Source organism: Salinivibrio costicola subsp. alcaliphilus (assembly GCF_001996185.1).
Classification (GTDB): Bacteria; Pseudomonadota; Gammaproteobacteria; order Enterobacterales; family Vibrionaceae; genus Salinivibrio; species Salinivibrio costicola.
Genome location: NZ_MUFR01000009.1, coordinates 38,907 through 60,143 on the forward strand (window position 1 = coordinate 38,907; position 21,237 = coordinate 60,143).

The following is a 21,237-nucleotide window of genomic DNA, read 5'->3' on the forward strand; positions in this document are numbered from 1 at the left end:
ATGAGACGCTTTGCTGCGATTCAACGCTTTGACCACTCGGTATCGACACTTTGCCTATCGCATCGCTTTAGCGCTGACACCGCCAAAGTGGCCCGTGCCGTTTCCCACTCGGGCGATGGGCCTCTTTATATCGTGGTGGGGTTAGCTGCTTGGTGGCTGCAAGAAGCGGTGGGGCTCTGGTTTTTACTCACGGGGCTCACTGCATTTGCCATTGAGCTGCCAATTTACTGGGTATTAAAACGCAGTTTCCGGCGCACACGTCCTTCGCAGCTACCCGCCTTTATCACGCCGTCTGACCTATACAGTATGCCATCAGGCCACACCGCAGGTGCCTTTTTAATGGCCTCTTTGCTGAGCATCTTTTTCCCATCGCTCACGCTGTTTGTATTTATTTGGGCGAGCTTGATTGGCATTTCTCGGGTGTTACTGGGTGTGCATTTTGTGACCGACATTATTGTGGGCGCAGGATTAGGGATAATGTGTGCCAACTTGGCGCACAGCATCACCGCGGATCTTTACGGAATGGCAGGTCTTTCATGAAGCTTTTATACGGTGTTCAAGGAACCGGTAACGGCCATATATCGCGAGCCCGAGCGATGGCGCGTGCTTTGGCAGAGTACGATGTCGAGGTTGATTTTATTTTTTCTGGTCGGCCGGCAGAGCACTATTTTGATATGACGCCATTCGGTGACTATCGGACCTTTACCGGGATGAGCTTTGTGAGCCGTGATGGTAAAATTGATATGTTGGCCACGGCGAGACACAATCACTTGGCGCAGCTGCGACGGGATATTCGCCAGCTTGATGTATCAGGCTACGATAAGGTCATCTCTGATTTTGAACCCATCAGTGCGTGGGCGGCGCGCCAACAAGGAATACCCTCGGTGGCCATCAGTCACCAAGCGGCGTTTTCTCACGCGGTGCCCAAACACGGGGAAACTTGGATTAATCGTCTGATTATGCGCCACTTTGCGCCAACCGACTATGCCATTGGCCTGCATTGGTATCACTTTAACCAAGCGATTTTACCTCCGATTATTGATACCAGCCTGCCGAATGCAACAACGGTGTCGCTCGTTGCAGAAAAGGCGGTACTGGTCTATTTACCCTTTGAATCTTTATCTGCGGTCAGTGAGTTGTTGTTGCGCTTTAGCCAGCCTTTTGTCTGCTTTCACCCCGAGGTAAGCGCGCTCGAGCAGCGAGAAAACCTTACGCTTATGCCGCTGGGCAAAGAAAGCTTTCACTCGGCGCTACATCAGTGCCAGGGGGTAATAGCGAATGGGGGCTTTGAACTTCCGTCTGAAGCGCTGACGTTGGGTAAAAAACTGTTATTAAAACCACTGTCTGGTCAGTTTGAGCAGTTAAGTAATGTCGCGACACTCGCCCAGCTTGGCTTGGCGCACACTATGAATAGCTTGGATGCGCGTGCTGTCCGAGAATGGCTACAGACACCTGCAGTGGGCGCGATTGCATACCCAGATGTTGCTAAAGCTCTGGCGGAATGGCTAGTCAAAGGTGAGTTGGGCCAGACGCGCAGCCTATTTCACCATTTGTGGGCTCAGGTTGATTATCCGGAAACAGTCGAAGAGTCGATCTTAGACTTCAACCGCTTATCAACACGCGTTGAGCCGAACCGATTGAGGTTACAGCGGTTGAACCGTTAATAGGATCCGTTATGCACAAGGTGACTGATTAACGCCTCAACGCCGCTGAATCACGTTTTTACATTTTCACTAGAGTATTCGCTCGATTTTGCTTGTTTTTACCCGAGCGGTCAGTAGACTCGCTTTATTATTTGAGCGTACAAGTGTTCGCCTAAAGGTGAGCCCAAGAGAAGCATAGTGAACACCCAATACCATATTGTTACCCGCCTTCGTGAGCAAATTCGCACTCAGCATCAGCGAGAAGCGATTCGCTTCCAGCAACACAACCAGTGGACAAGTATTAGCTGGCGTCAACTCGGCGAGCGTGTTGATCAACTGTCTCGCTGTTTACTCAAAGCCGGCTGTCAGGTTCAGCAAACCGTCGCTATCTTCGCGCCAAACAGTGAAAAGTGGGCAATGTTAGATTATGCCGCACTGCAAATTCGCGCTGTGCCGGTGCCGATTTACGCGACCAGCACGGCCCAGCAAGCGGCATACATTATTAACGATGCCGATGTGCAATGGATTTTCGCGGGTGACGATCAATTGGAAATGGCGGTAGCGGCGTTGGAGCAATGCCCAAACATCAAAGGTGTGGTGGCGTTAAGCCAAGAGACGCCGGTGCCAGCACACCCTAAAGTGTGGGATTGGGCGAGTTGGTTATTGCAAGACGATCGTGGCTATCAAGCCGAATTAGAGACGCGCATTGACGCACGCTGCATGGACGATCTGATCACCTTGATTTATACCTCAGGCACTACTGGGGAGCCCAAAGGGGTCATGCTCGATTATGCCAACGTCGCGGCGCAGCTTGATGTACATGATCAGGTGCTCGCCATTGAACCGCATGACGTCTCTTTGGCGTTTCTGCCCTTATCACATGTCTTTGAGCGCGCCTGGAGCTATTACGTCTTACATCGTGGGGCGGTCAATGCCTATCTCTCAGACCCGCAAAAGGTGCGATCGGCATTGGCGTCGGTTCAGCCAACAGTGATGTCGGCCGTACCGCGCTTTTACGAAAAAATCCATGGAGCTATTCACGACAAACTCAGTCGAGCCACCGGCGTTAAACCCCATTTATTCCGTTGGGCCCTGCGCCAAGGCGAGCGTCATGCCAGTCAGTTACGCGCAGGCCAATCACTGTCGCGGCGTCAGCAATGGCAATTGGTGTTGGCCGACAAGCTGGTGCTCAGTAAGTTACGTGCGTTGCTGGGTGGCAAGATGCGCTTGATGCCATGCGGTGGGGCGCGTCTTGATCCTGACATTGGCGCGTTTTTCCATGCAATCGGTATTAACGTGAAGCTCGGTTATGGCATGACCGAAACCACGGCCACCGTGTCTTGTTGGGATGATACCTGCTTTGACCCCCAGTCGATTGGTTCTCCGATGCCCGGCGCCCAATTGCGCATCGGTGAGGATAATGAAATTCAAGTGCGTGGGCCGATGGTGATGCGTGGCTACTTCAATCAGCCCGATGCGACGGCGGCCACCTTTACCGCGGATGGTTTTTTGAAAACCGGCGATGCGGGGTATCTCGATGCTCACGGCAATGTATTTATCACGGACCGAATTAAAGAGCTGATGAAAACGTCAGGCGGTAAGTATATAGCACCACAGCGGGTAGAAGGCGCTTTGGTGCGTGATCATTTTATCGATCAGATAGCGGTGGTGGCCGAGGCGCGTCATTTTGTCTCTGCCTTGATTGTGCCTTGCTTTGATGCCTTAGAAGAGTGGGCGCGAACGGCTAACATCGAATATCAAAATCGCAAAGAGCTGTTAAAACATTCTGATGTGGTGGCCTTGTTTGAAAAGCGTTTACAGAGCTTGCAACATGAATTGGCCAAATTTGAGCAAGTCAAACGCTTTACCTTGTTGCCACAGGGCTTTTGTATGCACAGTGGTGAGCTTACGCCAACCATGAAGTTGCGTCGTAAAGTGATCCTGTCGCGTTACCAGCATCATATCGACGCCATGTACCAGCGTTGACGGTTTCTAGCTAGGGGGCTCATTGGTGAGCCTCCTCATACGCTGTTTTTATCCCTTTTCTCCTCTTTATCGCCTTTTATCGGAATAGCAAATCTCGCAAGCCGATGCTTTTTTAGTGAATGTTGTCGATTTACTCCCTTCTCATCAGCGTAATCCAGCAACATACACTCAACATCTAGTGATTAAATGTAAATACTGGTTAGCCAATGGACAGTTTTGCAAATAAAACGTTACATTGGAGGTCGTTTCTGTCGAGGCGGGCCAACGAACAATCTAACGCTACCTTATCGCCAGTATTTGGTTTTGATGTCCGTGTGATCACACCACCAGTACATCCAAGTGTAAGGAGCTGGATTAGGCTAAAAGTAAGTCCTAACTATGCAAACAGGGAGGCGTAGAGTGGAAATGTTATCTGGTGCCGAGATGATCGTGCGTTCCATGATCGATCAAGGCGTAAAACATATTTTTGGCTATCCAGGCGGGTCGGTGCTGGATATTTACGACGCATTGCATGAAAAAAGTGGTATCGATCATGTGTTAGTGCGTCACGAACAAGCGGCCGTGCATATGGCGGATGGTTACGCGCGCGCAACCGGTGAAGTAGGCGTGGTGCTGGTGACTTCAGGCCCAGGCGCAACCAATGCGATTACCGGTATCGCCACCGCCTACATGGACTCAATTCCCATGGTAGTTTTTTCTGGGCAGGTGATGAGTAGTTTGATTGGCAATGATGCCTTTCAAGAGTGCGATATGGTGGGGATTTCTCGTCCTGTGGTGAAACACAGCTTTTTAGTCCAGCGCGCTGAAGATATTCCCAATATTGTTAAAAAAGCCTTTTATCTTGCCTCGACTGGACGTCCCGGCCCTGTGGTGGTGGACATCCCCAAAGACATGGTTAATCCGGCTAAAAAGCATCCGTATCAGTATCCTGATAGTGTGCGCATGCGCTCCTACAACCCGACAACAACCGGCCATAAAGGGCAGATTAAGCGCGGACTAAAAGCACTACTGGCGGCGAAAAAGCCGGTGCTGTATGTCGGCGGTGGCTCTATCATGGCCGATTGCGGCGAACAAATCCGCCAGCTATCAGAAAGCTTGAACATCCCGGTGGTCAGCACCCTGATGGGGCTGGGGGCCTTTCCCGGCACCCATGAACATTCGCTGGGTATGCTGGGCATGCATGGTACCTACGAAGCCAACATGGCGATGCACCAAGCCGATCTGATTTTTGGTATTGGTGTCCGGTTTGACGATCGCACCACCAATAACCTCGAAAAGTACTGTCCCGATGCCACCATCATGCACATTGATGTGGATCCCTCGACCATTTCCAAAACTGTCTCGGCCGATATTCCTATTGTCGGCTCTGCCGATGCTGTGCTCAGTAGCATGCTCAAATTGCTGGTGGAGCAGGGAGGCAGCAACGACAGCGATGCGATCAGCACCTGGTGGCACAATATTCAGATTTGGCGTGAGCGCCAATGTTTGCAATATGTCGCTGATCCTGAACGGATTAAACCGCAGCAGGTGATTGAAACCCTGTACCGCCTCACTCATGGTGATGCCTATGTGACCTCGGATGTCGGCCAGCATCAAATGTTTGCCGCACTTTATTATCCGTTTGATAAGCCACGTCGATGGATTAACTCGGGTGGCTTAGGCACCATGGGCTTTGGGCTTCCCGCCGCCATGGGGGTCAAGTTTGCGCTACCGGACGCGCAGGTGGTGTGTGTCACCGGTGATGGCAGTATTCAGATGAACATTCAGGAGCTCTCCACCGCGTTGCAATATGATATTCCGGTGGTGATTGTGAACCTCAATAACCGCTTCCTCGGGATGGTCAAACAATGGCAGGACATGATTTATCAAGGCCGTCACTCGCACTCTTATATGGACTCGGTACCAGATTTTGCCGCGATCACTGAGGCCTATGGTCACGTGGGAATGCGTATTAGTCATCCGTCCGAGCTGGAAGCCGGCCTAGAAAAGGCGCTGGCAATGAAAGATCGTTTGGTGTTTGTCGATATCCATGTTGATGAAACCGAGCATGTATATCCAATGCAGGTACGCGGTGGGGCGATGAATGAAATGTGGTTGAGCAAAACGGAGAGAACCTAATGCGCAGTATTGTATCGGTTTTAATGGAAAACGAACCAGGTGCCTTGTCGCGGGTTGTGGGGTTATTCTCTCAGCGTGGCTACAACATTGAATCACTGACGGTGTCACCCACCGATGATGCGACCTTGTCGCGCTTGAATATCACCACCTCGGTGGTCAGCGACGCGGACCGCGAGCAAATCGAAAAGCACCTGCATAAGCTGATTGATGTGCTGAAAGTGAGCAATGTCACCGAAAGCGATCACATTGAGCGTGAACTGGCGTTGGTGAAAGTAAAAGCCAGCGGCTTTGCCCGCGCGGAGGTAAAACGCACCGCCGATATTTTCCGTGGTCAGATTGTCGATGTCACGAACTCGCTGTATACCGTGCAGCTGACCGGTGACAGTGACAAACTGGATGCCTTTATTCGCGCGGTCGGTGAGATTACCGAGATTATTGAAGTTGCACGCAGTGGCGTAGTGGGCATTGCACGTGGCGAGCGAGCGCTGCGCCAGTAAATAAAGCAACTGGTCGTTGTAAGTAAAATGGCACGCCTTGGCGTGCCATTTTTTGTCGGTCAGGCGGGATTAATCAAAAACACCAAGGCTTCATAGGGTGCCAGTTGCATTTCTGGCATCAAGGGCTTGGCTTCTGGGTAATTATGGCTCACCAAGTCTGCGTTCGGGGCAGGGGCGACAGGCAAGGTCGCTGTGACCGGCTCGCCATAAAAGTTACACACTACCACCAGTTGGCTGTCGCCATTGTCGCGACGATACGCGAGCAGCTGTGGGTGGTCAGGCAGCAAGTCTTGATAATCCCCTTCACGGATCACAGGTAAGGTTTTCCGTAGTGAAATTAGCTGCTTGTAGTGATAGAACACCGAGTTTTTATCCGCCAGTGCGGTGTCGACATTGACGTCAACATAGTTAGGCGCAGGCTTGAGCCAGGGTGTGCCTTTGGTAAACCCGGCGTTTGCTGAACGGTCCCACTGCATGGGGGTGCGCGAGTTGTCGCGTGAGCGTGCCGCCAGAATGGCCAACACTTCCCCTTCAGGCATGCCTTGTTCGCAAAGCAGGCGGTACATGTTTCGGCTTTCGACGTCTTGATAATCATCAATACGCTGATAGCCCGGGTTGGTCATACCAATTTCTTCCCCTTGATACACATAAGGCGTGCCTTGCTGCATATGAATCGCGGTGGCGAGCATCTTGGCGGAGGCAACGCGATGATGGCGATCATCACCAAAGCGGCTGACTACACGCGGTTGGTCGTGGTTACACCAAAACAGTGCGCCCCAACCTTGATTATGTAGGCCGTGCTGCCAAGTACGGAAAAGCTGTTTTAGGGCTAAGAAGTCAAACGGTGCCAGTCGCCACTTCTCGCCGCCCGGATAATCGACTTTTAAGTGGTGGAAGTTAAACACCATGGAGAGCTCTTTGCCATCCGGCGCGGAGTATTGCTGACAATGCTCCAAGGTGGTCGAAGACATCTCGCCCACAGTGACGCTGCCGTAACGTTGGAAAATGTCGCGACTGATCTCTTGTAAGTATTCGTGAACGCGCGGGCCATCGGTATAAAAACGGCGACCATCGCCTTGATGATCATCAGGGAACGACTGATCTTTGGAGATCAAATTGATCACATCGAGTCGAAAACCATCCACGCCTTTGTCGGCCCAAAAAGCCATTACGTCTTTGACTGCTGCCCGCACCGCTGGGTTTTCCCAGTTAAGGTCGGCCTGTTCGGTGGCAAATAAGTGGAGGTAATACAGACCGGTCGGTTCATGCCATTGCCAGGCGCTGCCGCCAAATTTTGACTGCCAGTTGTTCGGCGTGCAGCCGTTAACCGGGTCTTTCCAGATGTAGTAATCGCGATAGGGATTGTCTTTGCTGGCAAGCGCTGATTGAAACCAAGGATGCTCGGTTGAGGTGTGATTAATGACAATATCCATGATGATACGGATATCGCGTTTGTGCGCCTCGGCGAGCAGGATGTCGAAGTCGTCCATGGTGCCTAGGCTTGGGTCAATCGCGTAATAATCGGCAATGTCGTAGCCATTATCGACTTGTGGCGATACATAAATGGGGGTGAGCCACAAGGCGTCGATGCCCAAAGCCGAAAAGTAGTCCAGTTTTTCGATAATGCCCGGCAGATCACCTGTCCCTGTTTGTGTGGTGTCACGGAAGCTTTTTGGATAAATCTGATAAATGGTGGCCGTTTTCCACCAGGGATGTGCGTGCATAATGTCTCTCTCAACGCGAATAAAGCAGGGAGCGTTCCCTCCCCGCAGACTGAAGGGGAATTAGATGACGGCCAGTTTGCCTTTGCTGGCTTGGCGGCGATACATAAAGGCGGTGAGTGCAATGGGCACGATAATGGCTATCAGCATCGCGACCGCATAAACCCCCCAGAACTGTGGCTGAATGGATAAAATACCTGGCAGGCCACCCACACCAATGCCGTTGGCCATCACGCCGGAAAGACCACACACAATCGCCGCTAGGGCCGAGCCAACCATGGCGCACAGCATCGGAAATTTGTAACGTAAGTTAATCCCGTACATGGCCGGCTCTGTGACGCCAAGGTAGGCAGAAATCGCGGCAGGCACAGAGATTTCACGTTCGTTTTCTTTTTTGCTCATCCAAATGATCCCGACCACCGCCGAGGCTTGTGCAATGTTGGACAGGGCAATCAGTGGCCAAATAGGGGTACCGTTCATTTCTTGCATCAGTTGCAAGTCCACCGCGTTAGTGGTGTGGTGAACACCCGTGATCACTAAAGGTGCATAAAGGAAGCCGAACAGAGCCGCACCTATGTAAGCGTAATCGCCGGTCATCGCCGAACGGGCTAAGAAGGCGACACCATTACCGATTTCGCGGCCAAATGGGCCAATCAGGGTGTGTGCCAAGATCACGGAGGTCAGTAGCGCGACAAACGGCACCACCACCAAATACAAGTAATCCGGAATAATGCGTTTTAACTGGGTTTCAATAAACGCCAACGCCATCCCCGCAAACATCGCCGGGATCACCTGTGCCTGATAACCGACTTTTTCAATCGAGAACCAGCCAAAGTCCCACACTTCGGGGATTTCTTTACCGATAAGGTAAGCGTTCATCAACTGAGGCGATACTAGGGTAATACCGAGCACGATACCCAAGATTGGCGTACCGCCCATTTTTCTCACCGTCGCCCAACAGACACCGACAGGCAGGAAGTGGAAGATGGCTTCGCCAAGCAGCCATAAAAAGCCGTGAGCGGTAGCCCAAAACTCGCTGATCTCGGTCAGGGTTTTGCCATCGAACATGCGGATATCACCGATCACATTACGGAAGCCGAGGATCAGACCGCCGGTGATGATCGCGGGAAGAAGGGGAACAAAAATTTCCGCGAGGTGTGAAATCGCACGTTCAGTTAGGGTCATATTTTGGCGAGCCGCTTGTTTGGCTTCATCTTTTGATTGGCCCTCGACGCCGGTGGCTTGTTGTAACAGCGCGAAAGCTTGGTCGACGCTGGTGCCGATCACCACTTGAAATTGACCGGCACTGGTAAAGCAGCCTTTCACCATGGGGATCGCTTCAATCGCTGCGACATCGGCTTTCTCCGGATCGTTTAACACGAAACGTAAACGGGTGAGGCAGTGGCTTACGGTTGCAATGTTGTCTTTGCCGCCAATATGAGTAACCAATTGGTCAACGGCTTTTTTATCTATCTGGCTCATAAGCAATCCTGTATTGCTGTAGGGTATTCATTGGTAACGTTCCCACTGATTATGGATCGTACGATCGAATTTATCAGTGGAATCGTTCCCATTATTTGAAAACCATCACACAGAATTTTTTAACTGCTTGATTCATCGTGTAGAGAAAAGGTTAGGGCACCACGAGATGACACGGTTGTGTCCAATGCGTGATCTCAGTAGGCGTTTCATCAAGCTGCTTGAGCAATAGCTCGGCTGCATGCTGACCCGCTTGATGGTAACCCAGCTCCACACTGACTGCGCGTGGGAACATAAAGCGTAGCATGTCATGATTGCCGATGCCGCCAATAGCAATGTCCTCTCGGCCAAGGGTTTGTAATCGCTTAGCGACGCCAAGCGCCAGGGTATCAGACGCACATACAACCGCCTGGGTTTGGCTATCAATCAGTGAGTCGGTTGCCTTATAGGCAGCATGTAGGCTCATTTCGCAGCGATGCAGACGGGCAGGTAGTTGGTGGCGATCACAGAAAGAATGGTAGGCATGGGCCCTAGCACGCCCCGTGGTTTCATCGTGTTCATCAATACCGAGAAAGTGAATGTAGCGCAGTCCTTGGGCATAGAAATGCGCCATGACTTGTGTGACAGCGCCTTGGTTGTCATAACTCACACTGGCATAGTCGTTACTATCGATCGCGAGTACCACACAATGGGGAGCAAAAGGCGCCAGAGCAGAGAGATCACACCCCGAAAAGCCAAAAAAGATAATACCATCCACATTACGACGTTTTAGCACGTCCAAATGGGCTTGTGCTTTTTGTTGCGAAAATTGCGTTTCCATAATCGCGGCGTCATAGCCTCTGGCATACAAAGTATTGAGCAAGCCAGTCAGCGCGGTATTTTCGGAGTTGGAGCTTAGCTTAGCTACAATCACACCCACAACACCACTGCGTTGTGCTCGCATCGCCCGCGCAGATTTAGAAGGGAGAAAGTCGTGTTGGTCGATCACCGCTTGCACTTTAGCGCGTGTGCTGTCTTTAACGCGTGCGTCATTATTTAACACACGGGATACGGTCGATTTCCCGACCCCGGCTAAGCGGGCAATATCCAAAATGGTTAATGGTTTTGTCATCTTTTTCTCTGTGATAGCGGTAAATCAGTGGCTTAGACACAGCGCCTTTACCTGTCATGATAACAGCCGTGATTGACGCTTGCGATTTATTGATTAATTTGTAAACTACAGCCTGATTTTTGAACAACGACCTTTTTAGACTAAAATAATGATGAGCCATCCTTTACTACAAACGATCAATAAGTGCTTAGTGCGTGTGACCACCTTGACGCTCGCGGTATTGGCATTAAAGCTTAGCGCGATTTATTTGGTGCCGTTAGCGGTATTGATCAAAACGCACTTCAAAGAAATTGTCCACTGGTAAGCGCAGATAAAAAAACGCCCCGACATAGTCGAGGCGTAAGTTTTGTTATCGCTTTTACTATATATATAAGTGCGATCAATTACAGCACGTGCACTGATGTAGTATTGGTTGTGCCTGAAGGAACTAAAGCACCGGACACCATCACGACGATATCGCCTTTGTTGGCCAAGCCTGATTCGAGAGAGATGGTCTTACCGCGACGGTAGAACTCATCCGTGCTGTCGATGCTTTCGATCATCACGGGCGTTACCCCTTTAGTCAGACACAAGTGTGCGGCTGTTTTCGGATTGGTGGTTACCGCGATGATATTTGCCGTTGGGAAGTACTTACGTACTGAGCGTGCTGATTTGCCCGCTTCGGTCGCAACGACAATCAAAGGTGCGCCCAGTTTTTGAGAGGTATCGACAGCGCCTTTACAGACCGCTTCGGTGATGCGCAGACGGCTGCTATCGAGACGAGAACCCAACGCAGGTGACATTTGACGGTCTGTACGCTCACAGATTTGCGCCATGATGCTTACCGCTTCTAATGGATACTTACCTTTTGCAGATTCCCCTGACAGCATGACGGCATCGGTACCATCCATGATAGCATTCGCCACGTCACCGGCTTCAGCACGGGTTGGACGCGGGTTTTTGATCATCGAATCCAGCATTTGTGTTGCGGTAATAACCAGCTTGCGAGCACGGTTACATTTTTCGATCATCATCTTCTGCGCGAAGATCACTTCTTCAACCGGGATCTCTACACCCAGATCACCACGAGCAACCATGATGCCGTCTGAAGCTTCTAAGATAGCGTCAAAGTTGTCGACACCTTCTTGGTTTTCGATTTTAGAGATGATTTTGATGTCGCTGCCACCGTTTTGGGCTAGTAGCTCGCGGATTTCTTCCACGTCTTCTTTTTTACGGATAAATGAGGCGGCAACAAAATCAACACCTTGCTCACAGCCGAATTTAAGATCAGACTTGTCTTTTTCTGCCAATGCCGGAAGGCTAACGGAAACGCCTGGCAGGTTAACGCCTTTGTTTTCACCTAGCTCGCCATTGTTCAGTACTTTACAAACCACTTCTTTTTCAGTCGTTTCTAGTACTTCCATCTCAAGCAGACCATCATCGACTAAGACAGTATTACCCGGTTTTAAATCCTGAGGTAAACCTTCGTAAGTGACCGCAACGCGATCTTTATTGCCCACGACAGAGGTATCTGTGGTGAAAGTGAAGGTTTGACCGGCTTCTAGCATGACATCGTCGCCATTTTCTAGTTTTACCGTACGGATCTCTGGACCTTTAGTATCCAGCAAGATAGCGGCTTGTTTACCCGTTTGCTTCATCACGTTACGTAGGTTAGCAATACGAGCACCGTGCTCTTGGTAGTCACCGTGTGAGAAGTTAAGGCGCATGACGTTCATACCAGCTTCAACAAGCTGAGTCAGCATCTCTTCAGATTCGGTTTTTGGGCCAATCGTACATACGATTTTGGTCTTTTTCATCGACACATTTCTCCGGTCAAAAATTGAAACATAAGCTTGGTGCTTTTTCACAACACACTGAAAAAGTGTAATTTTACCACGCACTTTTTGCTCAAGTAGCTGTGAAAGCGAAACCTCTGCATTTTTCAATGGCGTTACCGCAACTAGGATAGCTGGGGTAACATCACTGTTTATCGCCTGTGAGTATAGATGGTCTGCGGTGATCTATGTTGATCACGGGCAATAAAGCCGCTATCGATTAGAAGACTTAAAGCACGCGATCTGAATATCCAAGCCCCTTTCTCCATTTGGGCGCGTAAATTTACCACAACTACCGATTTAAATCATTACAACAGCATGACAGGTTAATGAGGGGGTAAGATATTTTTGTATTGATTACGCTTTCTGTTGACGCGCGCTCCTTTACCATACGACGTATTCCTTTTTGATTAGTTTCTATACCGTTAATGTCTAACTTGACATTATATGGTGTGATCTGGCTTCCAATTTGAACTGGATCATGCTTTTTTATTAAGTCTTTTGCGTTCTGTAAGAATTTATCTACCATCAAGACTCTTTTCATGGGCTGCCTAACAATGTTTGCGCGTATTTTACGGTTTTTGACAGGGATGCTGCTTATAGCCTGCACGTATGCAAGTACGTTTGCATGGGCTGACGACGCGTATCTGTCAGAAGAAAAAGACATACTAGTCGTTGCGCATTCGTCTGAATGGAAACCCTACAGCTACATACCGGGTAATGGTCAACCCAAAGGCTTATTGATTGATTTTTGGCAGGCTTACGCTAAATACAATCACGAATCGATTCAGTTTATGCTACTCGACTGGGCTGACTCCCTTTCGTATATGAAAGAGGGAGGCAATCGCGTTCACGCGGGGTTACTCAAGTCTCCCGAACGTGAAGCCTATTTGGATTATGTGGCGCCTATCTTCAATACGAATGGGTCTTTATATGTGCAAAATCAGGCGGGACAAGTTAGTAAAGATCCGTTAGCCGCAGACAAAGTGGTTGGCGTGGTGGCTGGCAGCTACGAATCTTGGTTTTTAGCTGAACATTATCCTAATGTGAAGCAAAGACGCTTTCGGCGTAATGAAACGTTATTTAGTGCCGCGCTCGATGGCGAAATCAGTGCACTCGTTGCCGATAGCCAAACCGCAAACTTTTATTTTTTGACGCAAGGTAAGCCGCTGGCGTTTGTTGCCGATCAAGTGCTGTATACGCGTCCGATTTATGCGGCGGTACCTAAAGGTAATCAAGCACTACTGAACGAGATACGTGCGGGCATTGATAACATCCCCTCACAAGAGTTACTGCGTATTAAACAAAAATGGATTAATACCGAACGCGTCGAAGCCTATCCCACTTGGCTTATCCCGAGTGTCGCTCTTACGGTGCTATTAGGCGCGGTGACCTATATTTTTATTCTAAAGCGTATGGTGTATAAGCGGACTGTTGCGCTGCGCCAAGCCAATTCACGTCTGCGAGAGTTTGCTAATACGGATCCTTTAACGCAGCTGTTAAACCGTCGTGGTTTAGACGCTTACTTTTCACGTCAAAAGCCCAAACTTAGCCGTCAGCAAGAAATGGGATTGATCCTGATTGATCTTGACCATTTCAAACAAGTCAACGATACCTACGGGCATATGCAAGGTGATAAAGTGTTGGTGCACCTTGCCAGCTACTTAAAGCGATTAGTCAAAAAAGGCGCTGCAGCACGTCTGGGAGGCGAAGAGTTCTGTGTACTCTGTCCAACGCCAAATTTAGATGCCTTGATTGAAATAGCGAATCATATTCGCTGCGATGTGGCGGATAGTGTATTTGAGTTTGACGGTGCTGAGATACGGGTAACGGTCAGTATCGGTGCAATCATTGCCAGTGATGTTACCGATGATATGGACGCGTTAGAGCTTGATGCTTTGATTCATGCGGCAGATGTGTTGATGTATCGCGCTAAGCACCGAGGACGTAACCAAGTAATGCTCGCCTCGTCTCAATCGGTGAAGACGCCTATTTCAGCGATGTAATCCCCTTAGCGCGTTATACCTTATCAGACACAACATCCCACCAAGAAAGTCGGCTCCTTTTTAGGGGGCGTTTTTTTATCAACCGGTTATAGAGCGTGCACTGGTTTTTTCTTTTTCTTTCTCTTGCAGCGCGACGAAAGTTAAATATACTGTATAAATATACAGGTATTTTAATGATGAAAACGCTCGAACAATTAGCCCAACAACACGGCTTATGGCGTGCTAGTCAGCGTCCGCTAATGGCTGAGTTACCCGATAAGCAAGCGACCGGTTATGCCGCGTTTGATCAGCGTCTGGGTGGGATCCCTACGCCAGGGGTTACGGATATCATCAGTGATTTTGGCGTTGGTGAGCTGCGGTTAGTATTGCCTGCGCTGTATCGCGCCACCGGTAAAGAGATCGCCTGGATCTGTCCTCCGGTCGGTATTAATGCGGCAATGTTACATCAGCAAGGTTATCCAACAGAAAACACCTTGCTAGTGTATCCCGATAGCGATCAACATGCGCTGTGGGCAGCCGAGCAAGCGGCGCGCAGTGGTGCGTGTCAGGCGGTAGTGTTATGGCCATCTTCGCTCACGATTGGGCAAGTCAAACGCTTAAAACTGGCGGCCGAACATGGTCAATGTGCGGTGGTGTTGTTGCGCCGTCAGCAGACGTACTCGTTGAGCTTGCCGGTTGATTTAAGTGTGGCGCTGGCCCCTTCTGCGTGTGGCGTGACAGTCACGGTGCGCTATTGTCGCGGCCAATGGCCACCGGCCCCGTTTACCCTCGATTGGCGCGAGCAATGGTCCGCTTTGGTGACTTGGCCGAGCAGCGCAGATAATTTGCTCGCCTTTCCCCCACGGCAACAGCGGGAGCAAGCGTGATGACTCTGTGGCTGTACCTGCATTGCCCGAGCTTGTTGTTAGATAGCCTCTATGTGCCGTCACCTGAGCAGGCAGTGGGGCTGGTCAACGAGCAAGAAGGCCGTTTAGTGCAGCTCTCTGTGGCGGCTAACACACACGGTCTGAATACCGGTATGGGATTAGGGGCGGCGGCAGTTAACTGTCATCAGCTTGCGGTCTACCCTTATTGCGCGAAGAAAGAGCAGTCGGCCCTTGAGCAGATCGCCACACAGCTTTATCCGTTGGTCGCGGAAATCAGCCTTAATCCGCCTAAAGGTTTATGGCTACACGTGTCACCGATGTTAGCGCTATATCAAGGGTTTCCCCCGCTATGGCAGGCAGTGACTCAAACGTTGGTTGAAAATGGCATCCGTTATCAGGCTGGTGTGGGCCAAACGCCGCGTGCCGCCGAGCTTATGGCGTATGGCCACGCGGGCAAGATCAGTACCGACCCCGAGCATTTGCAGGCAGCGTTGCAGCAATTGCCGTTGGCCGCAGCGCCTTTACCGGAGACGGTGAAAACCCAGTTTACGCGTCTAGGCTTCTCTCAGTTAGGTGAGCTTATCGCCTTGCCTACCGCTTCGCTGATGCGACGTTTTCCCCGCACAGTGGTGGATTATCTTGCCGAAGTGAGTGGCGATAAGCCGACGCCACTGAATTATTTTCAGCCACCGCTGCAATTTTTTCAGCAGCAGGTCTTGTTGTTTGAGCTTAGTGAGCAAGCCCATTTATTGCCGATCATCGATAACTTGGTATCAGCACTGTGCCACTTTCTTGAGCAACGTAGTGCTTGCACCCCCGCGCTGACGTTGGGGTTTAGCTTGCGTGATGGATGTGAAGAAACCCTGCCGGTAATGGCCGCGTATGGTGAGAAAGACCCCGATCGCTGGATGGCGTTGGTGCGTTTACGCCTGGCGTCATGGCAAGTAAGCCAGCCAGTAACGGCGGTGAGTGTGGCTGCCACGCACATCGATTGCCACCAACCCGGCCAAGTGGATCTGTTTAGCCCGCAACAAGGTGATCAAAGCCGCGATGAGTTGGTCGCGACTCTGGCGGCCCGATTAGGGGAGGAGGCGGTCATGCGGTTAGCGTATGTGGATCATCACCGTCCCGAGGCCGCGAGTCAGCACCTACCGCATCATCAACGCGTTACTCAGCCAACGTCGGTGCCGACGCGCCCGCGTCCAAGTTTATTATTGCCGCAGCCTACGCCACTGGTGGGTAAGGTCACTTTACGTGAAGGGCCGGAGCGGATTGTCACGGGCTGGTGGGAAGATGCGCCTATCCAGCGCGATTACTTTATTGCTCAAAACGCTCAGCAACAATGGCTATGGGTATTTCGCACGCCAGAGCAAACTTGGTTTTTACACGGCTGGTTTAGTTAGACGGTGAAGCGATGAGTACGTATGCCGAGCTGGTATGTTGCAGCAATTTCTCCTTTCTTGAGGGCGCCTCACATCCGGAAGAGCTGGTGGCGCAAGCGGCAACATTGGGCTATCAAGCGCTCGCGATCACCGATGAATGCTCGGTCGCAGGTGTGGTGCGTGCGTATCAAGCTCAGCGTGATTATCCGCAGCTTTCGCTGATCATTGGCAGTCGCTTTCGCCTGCAGGCGTTAGATGTTGTTTTACTGTGTCCCACCCAAGCGGCTTACCAAGAGCTGTGTCGGATTATCACCAATGCGCGGCGACGCAGTCACAAAGGTGACTACCAGCTGAGCGAGTGGGATCTGATGTCGGTGCGTCATGGCATAGTGCTATGGCTACCCAGTGGCGCGGAGAGCGATCATCACTGGGCGACGTGGCTGCTGCGTTATCATGCTGAGCGCTTGTATCTGGCCGTGCGGCGCGATCTAGCGGATAACGACCATCCGTATCTGGCGCACTGTCGCATGCTGGCAAGCCAGTATGCGCTTCGTGTGACAGCGTGTGGTGATGTGCTGATGCATCACCCTGAGCGGCTGGCGTTACATCATACCTTAACGGCGATTCGACATCGTCAGCCGGTGGCGGCGTTGGGGCGGACACTATTGCCCAATGCAGAGCGCGCCTTACGCCCGTTGCCTAAATTACACGCTTTATTTCCTCCTGAGTGGCTGGCGGAAAGTGCCAAGATTGCCGCCCAGTGTCAGTTTTCCTTGGCGAGCCTTAAATACAGCTATCCCAAGGAAGTGGTGCCGACTGGCGAGTCTGCGATGGCGTATCTGCGTGAGGCGGTCAAGCAAGGCGCACAGCAGCGCTTCCCACAAGGTGTTCCCCGTGACGTGGGAGCCATCATTGAAAAAGAGCTCGCGCTTATCGAGGCGCTGGATTATCCGTATTACTTTTTGACCATTTACGATCTGGTGCGCTTTGCTCAATCGCGTGGGATCTTATACCAAGGGCGCGGCTCGGCGGCGAACTCGGTGGTGTGTTATTGCTTAGGGATCACCGCGGTGGATCCGTGCAAAGTCGATGTGCTGTTTGAGCGCTTTATTAGTAAAGAGCGCGACGAGCCGCCGGATATTGATGTGGACTTTGAGCACCAGCGCCGTGAAGAAGTGATCCAGTATTTGTATCAAAAATATGGCCGTGAGCGGACTGCCTTAGCGGCAACCGTGATCCGTTATCGGCTTAAAAGTGCACTGCGTGATGTGGGCAAAGCGTTGGCGATCCCCGCTAGCCAGATTGATTTTTTTATTCAAAACCTCAATCGGCGCGATAAAACTCAGCCTTGGACGCAGCAACTTCAACAGTTGGGCCTGGATCCTAAAAGCGCGAAAAGCCAACAATGGCTGTCGCTTACCCAGACATTGATCGGCTTTCCGCGCCACCTTTCTCAGCATGTCGGTGGCTTTGTGATTGCAGATGGGCCTTTGTATGAGTTGGTGCCGGTGGAAAATGCGGCGATGGCAGAGCGGACGGTGATCCAGTGGGATAAAGACGATCTGGAAACACTGCATCTGATGAAAGTCGACGTACTGGCGCTGGGTATGCTCACCGCGATTCGACGTACCTTTGATTTGATTGCCCAAACCGGTGGCCCTCGCTTGAGTTTGGCGGCGATCACTCAACAAGGCGATGATCCGGCGGTGTTTGCGCGCATTCAGCACGCCGATACCGTAGGGGTATTTCAAATTGAGTCACGGGCACAAATGAGTATGCTACCGCGGCTCAAACCGGCTTGTTATTATGATTTGGTGATCCAAATTGCCATTGTCCGCCCCGGCCCGATTCAAGGTGACATGGTGCATCCGTATTTAAAGCGCCGTGATGGGGAAGAAGTGGTGAGCTACCCGTCCAAAGCGGTTGAGCAAGTGCTGGCGCGTACGCTTGGAGTGCCCATTTTTCAAGAGCAGGTGATCAAACTGGCGATGGTGGCAGCCGGTTTTTCTGGTGGCGAAGCGGATCAGCTGCGTCGTGCGATGGCCGCATGGAAGAAAAAGGGTGGACTGGCGCCGTTTCGCGACAAATTGATTACTGGGATGACCGCGCGTGGCTATCGCGTCGACTTTGCCGAGCAGCTTTACCGGCAAATCTGTGGGTTTGGTGATTATGGCTTTCCAGAGAGCCACTCGGCGTCGTTTGCGGTTTTGGCCTATGTCTCAGCGTGGTTAAAGCATTATTATCCCGCCGCGTTTTACACCGGCTTGCTTAATAGCCAGCCGATGGGGTTTTACTCACCGTCACAATTGATGCAAGACGCCACGCGGCATCAGGTGCCTGTGTTGCCGGTTTGTGTGCAGCACTCGGGAGCGGATCATTGCTTAGAAAAGGTCGGCGATCAGTGGGGCGTGCGACTGGGGTTGCGGTTAGTCAAAGGATTAAGCGTGGCGGCAATAGACCGGTTGCTGGCCCATCGTCCAGAGGCAGGGTTTGCGTCTTTGTCGTCACTGCAAAAAATTAACCTTGACCGCGATGCTTATCAAGCCCTAGCCAGCAGTGGCGCACTGGCAGCGCTGGCTGGTAACCGCTATCAGGCGCGCTGGGCTCTGATGGATCAGCAGCGGCAACTGCCGCTACTGGCCACCAGTGACGATGAGGTTGTCTTGCCTCATTCGCCTTCCCAATGGCAGAACGTGATTGAAGATTATGCGGCCTTGGGGCTGTCGCTCACCGATCATCCTATTCGTTTGATGGCGCAAGCCGGCACGCTGGGCCGTTTTATTCGTGGTGTTGAGTTATCACAGTGTGAATCGCAAAGTTGGGTGGCGGTAGCGGGGGTGGTGACGGGCAAGCAATCACCAGGTACCGCCAGTGGTGTAACTTTTGTCACCTTGGAAGACGATACGGGCAATATCAATGTGGTGGTTTGGGCGGGGACGGCACGGGCGCAATCCCGCGCTTTTATGCAAGCCAAGGTGTTAAAAGTGCATGGCATTGTCGAGCGGCAGGGCGAGGTGGTGCATGTAATTGCCGGTAAGTTGATTGACCTTACCCCTAAGCTCACCACCTTGTCGGTCACGTCGCGTGAGTTTCGTTAATAGGGTGTGCCCGCGATTTGCTGATCGCTTGGCGCAGCGCATGCCGCAATCGCCTGAATACGTTGGCGATGAAGCTCATCACGAATCGCTGCCCCTTTAAAGCCAGCGTCGACAATCGGCTTTACATCGACGTTCTCGGCACAGGCAAAGCGCTCACGTAAGGCATCGGCTTGCGGGTAATGATAATTTTCACGTCCCTTGCGGCCACGCACATCGGCTAAACATGCCAAGGCCAATTGCTCAACCCGTTCAGGTTTTCGCCACGCATCAATTTGATTAAATAATGCCACCCAATGCTCGGGGCTGAGTTGATCGCATTTATGGATCTTAGAGTGATGTGCACTGACTACCAAGGCTAAATCTCTGCATTGATTGGGGATTTTAAGCCGCTCGCACAGATCTTTTATCACCGGCAGCCCACGATCGCCATGGCCGCGATGGCCGGGCAAGATGGAGGAAGGGGTGAGGGCTTTACCGAGATCATGGACTTGTGCAGCAAAGCGAATGCATTTGTCATCGGTCAACGAGGCGGCATAACGGCTGACCATTTCCGTGTGGATGCCGGTATCGATCTCAGGGTGCCAGTTGGCAGGATTCGGCACGCCGTACAGGGCGTCGATTTCAGGAATCACTACCGCAAGTGCACCACAATCGCGCAGCACAGCAAGAAACACATCGGGACGATCACTGCCAAGCGCTTTCTCCCACTCCCGCCAAACTCGCTCTGGAGTGAGGTGGGCAAGTTCGCCCTTGGCGACCATCGCTTTTATCAGCGCCAATGTATCGTCGGCAATGGTGAAGCCGAGAGGCGCAAAGCGGGCGGCAAATCGTGCCACACGTAGCACGCGCAATGGATCTTCGCTAAAGGCGGGCGAGACATGACGTAACATCCGGTTGTGTAAATCTTGCTGACCGCCATAAGGGTCAATCAAGGTGCCATCTTCATCTTGGGCAATGGCGTTTATAGTGAGATCACGCCGCTGAAGATCGGCCTCTAACGAGATATCTGGCGAAAAGTCACACACAAAACCGGTGTAGCCTTGGCCCGATTTACGCTCTGTGCGTGCTAATGCGTACTCTTCATGCGTTTCTGGATGCAAAAAGACTGGGAAGTCTTGGCCAACTTGTTGATAGCCTGAGGCTTGCATTTGCTTCACTGTCGCGCCCACCACGACCCAATCTTTGTCCGTGACCGGTAAACTTAACAACGCATCGCGTACCGCGCCGCCGACAAGATAGTGTTTCACACAAAGCTCCTTGGTTGCAGAAAGTGAAGAAACAGCAAAGATGCTGAGTCATACCTTCATAGAAGTATACATATAGCGTAGCAGCACGCCCACCGTGTGCTGATAATGGTTACCGTTGGATGGCTAATCGTTAGCTAGCCAACGAAAGATGGGGTTGCTCATCAACGACGGGATTGCTCATCAACGACGGGATAGAAAAAACGCGGGATAAAACGTAAACGATATAAACGTGGCGATCTAAATAAAATAGGCTGCAAACGCAGCCTATT

General features: G+C 51.4%; 15 protein-coding genes. 10 read left to right on the forward strand and 5 right to left on the reverse strand.

The window, feature by feature from the left end; all coding sequences use genetic code 11:
* The 5 genes from BZJ21_RS04590 (at position 1) to ilvN (ending at position 6,244) form a co-directional block, all read left to right on the forward strand.
* The gene (locus tag BZJ21_RS04590; protein ID WP_077459952.1) at positions 1-540 is read left to right on the forward strand and encodes a phosphatase PAP2 family protein; all 540 of its coding nucleotides are present in this window, start codon (positions 1-3) and stop codon (positions 538-540) included.
* Positions 537-1,664, forward strand: coding sequence for an MJ1255/VC2487 family glycosyltransferase (locus BZJ21_RS04595; protein WP_077669230.1), 1,128 nt, complete (start codon positions 537-539; stop codon positions 1,662-1,664). Before BZJ21_RS04590 ends, BZJ21_RS04595 begins: the two co-directional genes overlap by 4 nt.
* Positions 1,665-1,841: 177 nt before the next feature.
* Positions 1,842-3,629, forward strand: coding sequence for an AMP-dependent synthetase/ligase (locus BZJ21_RS04600; RefSeq protein WP_101494548.1), 1,788 nt, complete (start codon positions 1,842-1,844; stop codon positions 3,627-3,629).
* 399 nt (positions 3,630-4,028) lie between these two features.
* A complete protein-coding gene (locus BZJ21_RS04605) occupies positions 4,029-5,747 on the forward strand; it encodes an acetolactate synthase 3 large subunit (RefSeq protein ID WP_077669232.1) in 1,719 nt (572 codons plus the stop codon).
* Positions 5,747-6,244 (forward strand): acetolactate synthase small subunit, encoded by a 498-nt coding sequence (gene ilvN, locus BZJ21_RS04610; RefSeq protein ID WP_021023377.1) that lies wholly within the window; start codon positions 5,747-5,749, stop codon positions 6,242-6,244. Before BZJ21_RS04605 ends, ilvN begins: the two co-directional genes overlap by 1 nt.
* 59 nt (positions 6,245-6,303) lie before the next feature.
* On the opposite strand, the gene treC is transcribed toward ilvN, so the two are convergent.
* The 3 genes from treC to treR form a co-directional block, all read right to left on the reverse strand.
* Positions 6,304-7,968 (reverse strand): alpha,alpha-phosphotrehalase, encoded by a 1,665-nt coding sequence (gene treC / locus BZJ21_RS04615; RefSeq protein ID WP_077669233.1) that lies wholly within the window; start codon positions 7,966-7,968, stop codon positions 6,304-6,306.
* Positions 7,969-8,028: 60 nt separating this feature from the next.
* On the reverse strand, positions 8,029-9,447 hold the full coding sequence (gene treB / locus BZJ21_RS04620) for a PTS trehalose transporter subunit IIBC (RefSeq protein WP_077669234.1): 1,419 nt from the start codon (positions 9,445-9,447) through the stop codon (positions 8,029-8,031).
* A 151-nt stretch (positions 9,448-9,598) separates the two neighbouring features.
* Positions 9,599-10,555, reverse strand: coding sequence for a trehalose operon repressor TreR (treR, locus tag BZJ21_RS04625; RefSeq protein ID WP_077669235.1), 957 nt, complete (start codon positions 10,553-10,555; stop codon positions 9,599-9,601).
* 148 nt (positions 10,556-10,703) lie between these two features.
* On the opposite strand from treR, the gene BZJ21_RS16275 reads away from it, so the two are divergent.
* The gene (locus BZJ21_RS16275) at positions 10,704-10,859 is read left to right on the forward strand and encodes a hypothetical protein (RefSeq protein ID WP_158075500.1); all 156 of its coding nucleotides are present in this window, start codon (positions 10,704-10,706) and stop codon (positions 10,857-10,859) included.
* A gap of 79 nt (positions 10,860-10,938) precedes the next feature.
* Here BZJ21_RS16275 and pykF read toward each other — a convergent pair whose 3' ends face one another.
* Complete coding sequence (gene pykF, locus BZJ21_RS04630; protein ID WP_077669255.1) at positions 10,939-12,351, reverse strand: pyruvate kinase PykF; 1,413 nt, start codon at positions 12,349-12,351, stop codon at positions 10,939-10,941.
* A 575-nt stretch (positions 12,352-12,926) separates the two neighbouring features.
* On the opposite strand from pykF, the gene BZJ21_RS04640 reads away from it, so the two are divergent.
* The 4 genes from BZJ21_RS04640 (at position 12,927) to BZJ21_RS04655 (ending at position 19,721) form a co-directional block, all read left to right on the forward strand.
* Positions 12,927-14,375, forward strand: coding sequence for a transporter substrate-binding domain-containing diguanylate cyclase (locus BZJ21_RS04640; protein ID WP_158075501.1), 1,449 nt, complete (start codon positions 12,927-12,929; stop codon positions 14,373-14,375).
* A gap of 173 nt (positions 14,376-14,548) precedes the next feature.
* Positions 14,549-15,241 (forward strand): translesion DNA synthesis-associated protein ImuA, encoded by a 693-nt coding sequence (gene imuA, locus BZJ21_RS04645; RefSeq protein WP_077669237.1) that lies wholly within the window; start codon positions 14,549-14,551, stop codon positions 15,239-15,241.
* The gene (locus BZJ21_RS04650; protein ID WP_077669238.1) at positions 15,241-16,644 is read left to right on the forward strand and encodes a Y-family DNA polymerase; all 1,404 of its coding nucleotides are present in this window, start codon (positions 15,241-15,243) and stop codon (positions 16,642-16,644) included. The genes imuA and BZJ21_RS04650 overlap by 1 nt, the downstream gene beginning before the upstream one ends.
* Positions 16,645-16,655: 11 nt before the next feature.
* A complete protein-coding gene (locus tag BZJ21_RS04655) occupies positions 16,656-19,721 on the forward strand; it encodes an error-prone DNA polymerase (protein WP_077669239.1) in 3,066 nt (1,021 codons plus the stop codon).
* Here the strand turns inward: BZJ21_RS04655 and BZJ21_RS04660 are convergent.
* A complete protein-coding gene (locus BZJ21_RS04660; RefSeq protein ID WP_077669240.1) occupies positions 19,718-20,968 on the reverse strand; it encodes a multifunctional CCA addition/repair protein in 1,251 nt (416 codons plus the stop codon). The two genes, BZJ21_RS04655 and BZJ21_RS04660, sit on opposite strands and share 4 nt — an antisense overlap.
* Positions 20,969-21,237: the final 269 nt, after the last annotated feature.

Bases quoted from the DNA above. Each gene is read 5' to 3' on its own strand.
- treR (WP_077669235.1), bottom strand. From the start codon at position 10,555: ATGACAAAACCATTAACCATTTTGGATATTGCCCGCTTAGCCGGGGTC.
- BZJ21_RS04655 (WP_077669239.1), top strand. From the start codon at position 16,656: ATGAGTACGTATGCCGAGCTGGTATGTTGCAGCAATTTCTCCTTTCTT.
- BZJ21_RS04650 (WP_077669238.1), top strand. From the start codon at position 15,241: ATGACTCTGTGGCTGTACCTGCATTGCCCGAGCTTGTTGTTAGATAGC.
- treB (WP_077669234.1), bottom strand. From the start codon at position 9,447: ATGAGCCAGATAGATAAAAAAGCCGTTGACCAATTGGTTACTCATATT.
- BZJ21_RS04595 (WP_077669230.1), top strand. From the start codon at position 537: ATGAAGCTTTTATACGGTGTTCAAGGAACCGGTAACGGCCATATATCG.
- imuA (WP_077669237.1), top strand. From the start codon at position 14,549: ATGATGAAAACGCTCGAACAATTAGCCCAACAACACGGCTTATGGCGT.
- treC (WP_077669233.1), bottom strand. From the start codon at position 7,968: ATGCACGCACATCCCTGGTGGAAAACGGCCACCATTTATCAGATTTAT.
- ilvN (WP_021023377.1), top strand. From the start codon at position 5,747: ATGCGCAGTATTGTATCGGTTTTAATGGAAAACGAACCAGGTGCCTTG.
- pykF (WP_077669255.1), bottom strand. From the start codon at position 12,351: ATGAAAAAGACCAAAATCGTATGTACGATTGGCCCAAAAACCGAATCT.
- BZJ21_RS04590 (WP_077459952.1), top strand. From the start codon at position 1: ATGAGACGCTTTGCTGCGATTCAACGCTTTGACCACTCGGTATCGACA.
- BZJ21_RS04640 (WP_158075501.1), top strand. From the start codon at position 12,927: ATGTTTGCGCGTATTTTACGGTTTTTGACAGGGATGCTGCTTATAGCC.
- BZJ21_RS16275 (WP_158075500.1), top strand. From the start codon at position 10,704: ATGATGAGCCATCCTTTACTACAAACGATCAATAAGTGCTTAGTGCGT.